General features: G+C 30.2%; 7 protein-coding genes, 1 tRNA gene and 2 pseudogenes. 3 read left to right on the top strand and 7 right to left on the bottom strand.

The features are described from left to right. Positions 1 to 94 precede the first annotated feature (94 nt). Positions 95 to 181, bottom strand: a pseudogene (locus tag Q0C58_RS01195) (TrmH family RNA methyltransferase); the annotation flags it as partial. A 61-nt stretch (positions 182 to 242) separates the two neighbouring features. Between Q0C58_RS01195 and Q0C58_RS01200 the strand changes: the two are divergent. The 3 genes from Q0C58_RS01200 (at position 243) to Q0C58_RS01210 (ending at position 2,342) form a co-directional block, all read left to right on the top strand. Then, a complete protein-coding gene (locus tag Q0C58_RS01200) occupies positions 243 to 839 on the top strand; it encodes a methyltransferase domain-containing protein (RefSeq protein ID WP_290696528.1) in 597 nt (198 codons plus the stop codon). 122 nt (positions 840 to 961) lie between these two features. Beyond that, positions 962 to 1,765, top strand: coding sequence for a DUF6503 family protein (locus Q0C58_RS01205; RefSeq protein ID WP_290696530.1), 804 nt, complete (start codon positions 962 to 964; stop codon positions 1,763 to 1,765). A 1-nt stretch (position 1,766) separates the two neighbouring features. Next, positions 1,767 to 2,342: a DUF2911 domain-containing protein gene (locus Q0C58_RS01210; protein WP_290696532.1), complete on the top strand. Its 576-nt coding sequence runs from the start codon at positions 1,767 to 1,769 to the stop codon at positions 2,340 to 2,342. 54 nt (positions 2,343 to 2,396) lie between these two features. Here the strand turns inward: Q0C58_RS01210 and Q0C58_RS01215 are convergent. From Q0C58_RS01215 to Q0C58_RS01240, 6 genes and pseudogenes are all read right to left on the bottom strand, one after another. Further along, a tRNA-Met gene (locus Q0C58_RS01215) sits at positions 2,397 to 2,469 on the bottom strand. Between the two features lie 118 nt (positions 2,470 to 2,587). Further along, on the bottom strand, positions 2,588 to 2,770 hold the full coding sequence (locus tag Q0C58_RS01220) for a CPXCG motif-containing cysteine-rich protein (RefSeq protein ID WP_290696533.1): 183 nt from the start codon (positions 2,768 to 2,770) through the stop codon (positions 2,588 to 2,590). Between the two features lie 82 nt (positions 2,771 to 2,852). Continuing rightward, the gene (locus tag Q0C58_RS01225; RefSeq protein WP_290696534.1) at positions 2,853 to 3,671 is read right to left on the bottom strand and encodes a Two component regulator three Y domain protein; all 819 of its coding nucleotides are present in this window, start codon (positions 3,669 to 3,671) and stop codon (positions 2,853 to 2,855) included. Positions 3,672 to 3,829: 158 nt separating this feature from the next. Continuing rightward, positions 3,830 to 5,146: a TolC family protein gene (locus Q0C58_RS01230; RefSeq protein WP_290696535.1), complete on the bottom strand. Its 1,317-nt coding sequence runs from the start codon at positions 5,144 to 5,146 to the stop codon at positions 3,830 to 3,832. Continuing rightward, the gene (locus tag Q0C58_RS01235) at positions 5,136 to 8,435 is read right to left on the bottom strand and encodes an efflux RND transporter permease subunit (protein WP_290696536.1); all 3,300 of its coding nucleotides are present in this window, start codon (positions 8,433 to 8,435) and stop codon (positions 5,136 to 5,138) included. Before Q0C58_RS01235 ends, Q0C58_RS01230 begins: the two co-directional genes overlap by 11 nt. A 3-nt stretch (positions 8,436 to 8,438) precedes the next feature. Further along, positions 8,439 to 8,713: pseudogene (locus tag Q0C58_RS01240) on the bottom strand (efflux transporter periplasmic adaptor subunit); the annotation flags it as partial.

Here is an 8,713-nt window from a genome sequence, read left to right on the forward strand (position 1 = left end):
ACTATAAAGCTCCAGTAGAAATCGAATTAGAATTATCAAAGAAAAATAATAAATATGTAGCTTAAAAAATAGTACCAAATTTATTAGCTAGTCCAGAACGCCACAAAACACCAAGATTTTCTGGTGTTTTTCCATTTTGAATACCAATACCAAAGTATTCGTTTTCGAAGTTATTTATCATGTTACAAAAATATAAATACTAAATTAATTACTTTGGTCTTAAATTTTAATAAAAACACACTTTGAAAGCAGAAGATATAGAAACCCAAAACTATTGGACACAGCGATATAAAAATAAAAATACCGGTTGGGATATTGGCTATCCTTCCACGCCTTTAAAAACTTATTTCAACCAAATTGGTAATAGAGAATTAAAAATTTTAATTCCAGGTGCTGGCAATGCTTATGAAGCAGAATACCTTTACGATTTGGGATTTAAAAATATTTTTATTTTAGATATTTCTAAAATCCCTCTAGAAGCTTTCAAAAAAAGAAACCCAACTTTTCCAGAAAATCAATTAATTCAAGATAACTTTTTTACTCACGATGCCACATACGATTTAATTATAGAACAAACCTTTTTCTGTTCTTTTCCTCCTATCCATAAAACAAGGAAAAACTATGCTAAACAAATGTCTAATTTGTTAAATACAAATGGAAAATTAGTTGGTTTATGGTTTAATATTCCGTTATCAAATAATTTAGAAAAGCGTCCTTTTGGTGGAGATAAAACATTGTATTTATCTTATTTAGAGCCTTACTTTAAGGTAAAAACCTTTGAAAAATGTTATAATTCTATTCCGAATAGAAATGAATTATTTGGTGTTTTTTTAAACTAAAAAACACTTCCCTCTAAATAGTATTTCAATTTTAGCCTTACTCTTTTTTTTATTTTTTAGTTAGTTGAAAGTTTCTATATTTTACCTCGACAAAATAAAGAATTTTAATTTAACAAAATTTAATGCCTGTTTTAAAAACTGCTACCATCTTTATTTTTGCTATTCTACTATATTCTTGTAATAACAAAGAACAAAAAAACAAAGATACCTCAATAGAATCGCAAATTATTCCTTCAAAAAAAATCGAATTATCTAAACCTCAATTTATTTTAAATAAAACAATTGTTGCTCATGGTGGTGATTTGTATAATTCTGCTTATTATTCTTTTAAATTTAGAGGAAACACCTATCACTTTAAAAACAATGGCACTAATTATGAGTACAAAAAAATCGTAATAAAAGGAGATACAATTATAGAAGATACACTTTTAAATCATATATTCTCAAGAACAATAAATGGTAAAGCTATTTCGCTTTCTAAAAAAGAAAAAGTAGCTGGAACTGGCGCAATAAATTCTGTAATCTATTTTGCTACATTGCCACATAAACTGAATGATAATGCGGTTAATTCTAAATATATTGAAACCACTATTATAAACAAAGACACCTACGATGTCATAGAAATAACATTTAATAAAGAAGGTGGTGGAGAAGACCATAACGATGAATTTTATTATTGGATAAACAAGAGCTCAGAAAAAATTGACTTCCTAGCATATAACTACAAAGTAAACAAAGGTGGCGTTCGTTTTAGAAGTGCATATAATACTAGAGTTATCGATGGCATTACATTTCAAGACTATATAAATTATAAAGCTGAAATTGGAACACCTCTAAAAGACTTACCAATACTTTATGAGGCAGGAAAATTAAAAGAACTTTCGAAAATTAAAACAGAGAACATTATTAATTTAAACAAAAACTAAAATGAAAAAATTACTATTTATTATTGCAGTTGTGTTAGTGGCAACAAGTGTTAATGCTCAAAAATTTGCTAAAATGGATAAAAGCACAATGGATCGCGCTTATTATCCGGCTGATGCACCAATTAGAACTTTTACAAAAAATGCCGACAAGCAAAAGGCATTAATACCACAAATAAGAGTTACTTACTCTCGTCCTGAAAAAAAAGGTAGAGAAGTATTTGGTCAACTTTTAAAGTTTGGTAAAGCCTGGAGAGTTGGTGCTAACGAGTCTACAGAAATTTTATTTATTAACGATGTTAAATTTGCTGGAAAAGACATTAAAGCTGGACGTTACTCTGTAATTATTATTCCTACTGAGAAAGAATGGACTTTAAAATTAAATACAGAGCTAGACGGTTGGGGAAACTACGGTTACGATGCTAGTAAGGATATTGCAAGTATAAGCGTACCTATTTCTAAAAGTGAAGAAGAAATTGAAAACTTATCAATTTCTCTTTATGAAGCTTCTGCTAATACTGTACATTTAAAAATTGGTTGGGACACTACTGTTGCTGAGTTTCCTATCACAATTAACTAAAGGCACTAAGATTATAAAAACAAAAAAGCTTCACAAATGTGAAGCTTTTTTTAGTAGCGGGAACTGGACTCGAACCAGTGACCTTCGGGTTATGAGCCCGACGAGCTACCTACTGCTCTATCCCGCGATTTAACTTTTAAAATAATTACTTAGCTTTTAACTTTTGGCTCATAATACCGAACAATTATTTTGGACTGCAAATATACAATGCTTTTTAGATATTACAAGCATTATTTAACAAAAAATTACTGTTCGATATTTACTACCTCAAAACCAATGAGTTCTAAGTTTTCAAATTGTGGAGATACTTGTATTGGATTACAACACACCTCACAATCTTCTACATATGTTTGTTGACTTACACTACTGTCTAACAGCATAGATATAGTTTCCCAACAATAAGGGCATTGAAAAAAATGTTCGTACATATGGCAATTAAAATTATCGTAAAAATATAAAAGAGCTAACTATTAAGTTAACTCTTTTATATAATATTTTATAACCTTTATCTTAATCTCTTTCAACTACGTAAGTTTCTTTATATGTAGTAATAGCACTCTTAACACTTGCTCTATCTTCTACAACAGTAGCATACTCAACATCCATGTTATTATCACTTAGCATTAAAGTACTTAGCTTGGCTAATTGACTAAATTGTAGTGGTAAATTTCCTGTTAACTTATTTTCAGAAAGAATTAATTCTTCTAAATTTTTTAAGTCTGTTAATTCTAAAGGTATTTTTCCGTGTAACTTATTATCTAATAAACTTAATTTTTCGAGCTTAGACAATACTCCTATTTCAACAGGTATTACTCCTGTTAAAAAATTACTTCCTAATTGTAGTTCTTTTAAATTAACTAAAGCTGTTAATTCTAACGGAATGTTTCCTGTAAAACTATTACTATATAAAGCTAATATTTCAAGGTTTTTTAAGTTTCCTAAAAATGAAGGAATATTACCTTCAAACTTATTTAAAAATAACTCAAGAGATGTTAAAGCTTTTAAGTTAGACATTGATGTAGGAAGAGTTCCTGATAACTTATTTAAACCAAAATTAATTTTTGTTAATCCTGTTAAGTTTCCTATTTCCTGCGGAAGGACTCCATTTAAGTTGTTAAACAGTAAATCAAGAGCAACAACTTTATTGTTTTTTAATGTAACACCATACCAAGTACTTACATCTGCATTTAAATCCCATTTTTTTGTCCACTCCTCTCCGTTAGTAGAAGAATGTAATGCGATTAGGGCTTCTTTTTCTGTGTTTGAAATTCCTGCAAAACTTAATAAAGACACAAAAAGGCAAATTAAGGTTAGGTTAAGATTTTTCATTTTGATTTAGTTTATAAGGGTTAACTATAAGATCAAATTTAAAACAAACACCTATTAAGAACAAATTTTTTCGATAAACGACACGTGTAGTTCATCTAATAAATCATAAATACCGATTAAAAACACTTTTTAGTAGATTAACTGTGTTTTTTAGAGTTTTAAAATGAAGTATTAAGTAATTCTCCGCTTAGTTGTAATAAATCTAATTCTGATAATTTAGCAGAAAATTTAGCCTGATTTCTACTTAGCTCAGCATTCAATAAATTAAGTTGTGCCTGCCTAAATTCAATAGAATTTACTTGACCAATTTTAAATTTCTGTTCTGTACGATCGAAATTATTCTTAGCTGTAGTAATATTATCTTCTTGAAGATTATAAATCTGCAACTTATTTTTATAGTCGTCCCAAACGTTATTAAACGTTCGTGTTATACTAAGTAGAATGTTCTCTTTTTGCAGTTGTTGTGTTTCAAGGTTAACTTTAGCATTTCTAACTCTAGTTATTGTAGTACCTCCATCAAAAATATTCCAAGAAAAATTTAAACCAGCAGATAGCCCTGTATTTGTAGAAACAGCAACAAACGAAGCTGCATTATTATTGTTTTTATTCCAACCATAACTCCCAACCAAACCAACTGTTGGTAAATATGCAGATTTACCAGATTTAATATCTAGTTGACTAATTGCAATGTTTTTTTCGTTTTGAAGTAAGGCTACATTTCTTGTTTTGGCTTTATTAAATAAACTGTCTTTTTGAAATTGTAATGCAAAATTAATTTCGGTTTCTACACTATAATCACTTTGCAAAGCATCACCCAAAACAACATTTAAATCTCGTTTTCCATTTCTTAATTGCTGCTTAGCATTTATAATATTAATACTATCGTTAACAATATCTACTTCAGCATTTAAAATGCCTAATTTAGTATTTTGACCATAATCGAATTGATATTGCGCTCTTACCAATCTATCTTTAGATATTTTTAAAGTCTCTTCTAAAGCAGATAGGTTTTCTGTTTGTTGTGCTACATCATAATAAACAGAAAACAACTGGACAATTGTATTTTCTATAGTTTCACGAGCCTGCAATTCAGATAATTGGTATTGCTCTTTTAAACTTTTATAATTATAACGCCTTCCTAATCCATCAAAAATAGTGTAGTTTAAGTTTAAGGACGCATTGTATCTGTCGCTTTCAGCTCCATTTAAAACGGCTGTTGTACCATTAGAAAACTCAGCTTCAGTATTATCTAAATTGTAAGTTGCTCCAGCATTACCAGTTAATGTTGGTAAATAACCTGAGTTTAATATACTTGTATTGTTTTCTGCTACCTCTAATGCATTTGATATTATTTGAATATCATAATTATTTTCCAAAGCAAGCTTTACAGCTTCTTTTGGAGTAACTATTGTCTGTGCATTTACAAGTGACGTAAAACACAATATGGTTAAGATTAAGCTGTTTTTAATGTTCATTTTGCTCTTTTATTAAACGCTGTAATTCTTCTTTAGTAACATAATTATTTTTGGGTGGTATTTTAGAATTTACTTCTAAATCTTTATCATCGTTTTTCTCTTTTGTTACACGCTCTACTTCTTCTTTTGTTACTTTATTTCCAGTAAGCAACCACTTTAGAGCTGTCTTAGTACTATTGCTAAACGATAAGAAAATTGGTAATACAACAAGTGTAAGAACTGTTGCAAACCCAATACCATAAGCAATTGAAACTGCCATAGGAATTAAAAACTGTGCTTGCCTACTTTCTTCAAAGATTAATGGAGCTAAACCTGCTACAGTAGTAATTGATGTTAAAAAAATTGCTCTAAATCGAGAACGACCTGCTTCATACAAAGCATCGTCAAACAACATACCATCTCTTAAATTATTATTAAACTTGCCAATAAGCACTAATCCATCATTAACCATTATTCCTATAAGAGCAATAATACCTAACATTGATAGGATGTTTAATGGAAAATCATGAATCCAGTGTCCCCAAGCTACTGCAGGTAAACTTAATGGAATAAGCAACAGTAATAAAAGTGGCTGACTGTAACTTCTAAAAGTAAAAGCAATAACTATATATATAAGTGCTAAAATTGTTAAACCAACTGCATTTAGCGAATTAAAAAGTTTTAATCGCTCTCTGTTTTGACCTTCGTAAGATGGTGAGACTGTTGGATATTTAGACAGTATTTCTGGCATAATTTCGTCTTTAATTTCTGCCATAATATCTGTTGGACTCGTTTTCTTTTGATCTTTTATATCTGCCGAAACTTGAATCTCTCTTCTACCTTCTAAATGATTTATAGCAACATCACCTCGTTCTATACTGTAACTAGCAACTTCTTTTAATGGCACTCTTTGTCCATTTGGAGTTACAATACGCATGTTATCCAAGTTTTTAATAGACGAGCGATTCTCTCTATTATACCTTACCCAAACTCTAATTTCGTCTTGTCCTCTCTGGAAGCGTTGTGCTTGTATTCCAAAAAAGGCAGAGCGTACTTGCGTCATTACCGTTCTTAAATCTAAACCAAGCGCGTAAGCACTTTCGTTAAGTTCTAAACGAATTTCTTTAATACCTGCAGGATCATTATCTGTGACATCTTTAAGTAGTATGTTATTTTCAAGATATTCTTTAAGTTCTTTTTTTACGGCTTTTAACTCGGTAATATCATTTCCTAAAAGTGATATTGAAACTGGACTACCACCAAAGTTACCACCACTTCCATACACCAAACTTTCTACACCTAATACAGCACCTACACGCTCTTGAATTTTATTGGTAATCAAATCTGCAGTTATTTCGTTAGGACGTTCTTCTCCTGGCAAAAGGTTTATAGAAAGTGATGCGGTTGATGATCCTGGCCCAATATTTCGAATCATATTTTCTACCAAATATTTTTCAGAATCTGCGCCTAGATATTCATCATTTACCTCTTTAGTAACTTCAATTGCTTTATCTTCTATAAAAGAAATAATACTGTCTGTTACTTTTTCATTTGTACCATTAGGCATATTTAATGTAATCCTAACGTTATCACTGGCTATTCTTGGAAAAAAAGCACCTCTAATTATACCACCTTCAAAGCTGGCTTTAGTTAGTATTAAAAAGACTATAAAAAATGAGAACGTTAAAAACTTATATTTTAAAGCAAATCTTAATACTGGACTATATAATTTATCGCGAAGCCAAGTCATTATTTTGTCTCCAAACATATTAATGTAACGTAATTTTGAAAACACTTTTTGAAACACACCTGCAACACCTTCTTTAGGTGTGTTATTTTGTTTCTTTAACGCTTTAGAATGAGCTAAATGTGCTGGTAAAATAATTAAAGCTTCTACTAAAGAAACCACTAAAGTTAAAATTACAACGACTGATACTTCTCCAAAAAACTCTCCTATTCTACCATCTAAAAACAAGAAAATTGAAAAGGCAAGAATAGTGGTTAGAATGGCAGATACAATAGCTGGCAAAACTTCCATAACACCATCTAATGCTGCTTGCTCTGGCGTTTTTCCTTTTTCGTAATGTTGGTAAATATTTTCGGCAATTACAATACCATCATCTACAAGAATACCAATAACTATAATCATCCCAAAAAGCGATAATACATTTATTGTAACAGCAAAATAAGCTGCAAACATAAACATACCTGCAAAAGCAACTGGTAAACCAACGGCTACCCAAAATGCTAAACGCGTATTAAGGAATAGAGATAAAAACAGTAATACTAATAACATTCCTACAATTGCATTCTCTGATAATAAGTCCTTACGCTGTACTAATGTTACAGATAAATCTCTAACAATATCTAATTGAACATTGTCGTATTTCTCATTAAAAATTTCAATATATTCTTTAGCTTTTTCTGCAGAAGAAATTAAATCTTCGGTATTTGTACTTGTTATGGTAACATTAATAGACAGGTTGCCACTAAAAAAATTAGCATTTGGAGTTTCAGAAAACTGATCTTTTACAACAGCTACATCTTTTAATTTTATAATACGTCCTGATGCGTCAGATTTAACAACCAAATTTGATAACTCATCTGCATAGTACGATCTTGAATTTGCTCTAATAAGATATTCCTCAGCATCAGTCTTAATAGTTCCTCCTGTTGTAATTAAACTAGATTGGTTTACAGCGCTTGACACTTCAGCAAAAGATAGATTATAGGCCAATAAGCTAACTTCGTCGATAGCTATTTCAATTTCTTCTTCTGGATAGCCTGAAATTTGTATTTGCGAAATACCATCAATACCTCTTAAATCGTTTTCTACTTGTCGTCCAATTTGTTTTAATGTTGCTAAAGGAATATTAGAACCACTAATTGCAAATGAAATTGTTGGTCTTAAAGCTTCTTGCTTTGCAACAATTAAAGGCTCCATACCAACAGGAAATGAAGGCACACGATCTACAGCATTCTTAATTTCAAGAAGCATAAAATCTATATCTTTTCCTTTCTGTATTTCTATATTTATGGTTCCACTATTTTCTCTTGAGGTAGAAGTAACGCGTTCTATACCGTCTAATCCTTTAAGATTATCTTCAATTTTAAGAACAATACCTTCTTCTACTTCTTGAGGCGAAGCTCCTGGATAAGTAACATTAATATTAATGTTTTTAGAATCTATTAAAGGAAAGTAAGACGATTTTAGATTAATGGCACCAACAACACCAAACACAATAAAAGTCCACATTACAATATTTACTGCAACACTGTGTTTTATAAAATAAGCAATCAGTTTTCTCATGTCTTATTTTACTTTTTTAGATTTTGAAACCTCTAAAGATGTTTCATTCTTATCTACAAACGGTTTAACTAACATTCCTGCATAAGCTCCTGGAACTGGTTTAGACAAAATAACTGTACCATTTGGAACGTTTTTTAATACCACTTTAGAATCTAAAAAATAGACAGGCTTAACATCTATAATATCTAGAACACTATCTCTTACAACAAATATTTGCTCTGTATCTAAAAATAGATTTCTATTAATTTCTATAGCGTCTTTTTCTTCTCTAGCATTTA

Source organism: Lacinutrix sp., from assembly GCF_023299985.1.
In the GTDB taxonomy this organism is placed as follows: domain Bacteria; phylum Bacteroidota; class Bacteroidia; order Flavobacteriales; family Flavobacteriaceae; genus Lacinutrix.

Excerpts from the sequence above, each read along its gene's own strand:
- Q0C58_RS01235 (WP_290696536.1), bottom strand. The coding sequence starts at position 8,435 with ATGAGAAAACTGATTGCTTATTTTATAAAACACAGTGTTGCAGTAAAT.
- Q0C58_RS01225 (WP_290696534.1), bottom strand. The coding sequence starts at position 3,671 with ATGAAAAATCTTAACCTAACCTTAATTTGCCTTTTTGTGTCTTTATTA.
- Q0C58_RS01220 (WP_290696533.1), bottom strand. The coding sequence starts at position 2,770 with ATGTACGAACATTTTTTTCAATGCCCTTATTGTTGGGAAACTATATCT.
- Q0C58_RS01205 (WP_290696530.1), top strand. The coding sequence starts at position 962 with ATGCCTGTTTTAAAAACTGCTACCATCTTTATTTTTGCTATTCTACTA.
- Q0C58_RS01210 (WP_290696532.1), top strand. The coding sequence starts at position 1,767 with ATGAAAAAATTACTATTTATTATTGCAGTTGTGTTAGTGGCAACAAGT.
- Q0C58_RS01230 (WP_290696535.1), bottom strand. The coding sequence starts at position 5,146 with ATGAACATTAAAAACAGCTTAATCTTAACCATATTGTGTTTTACGTCA.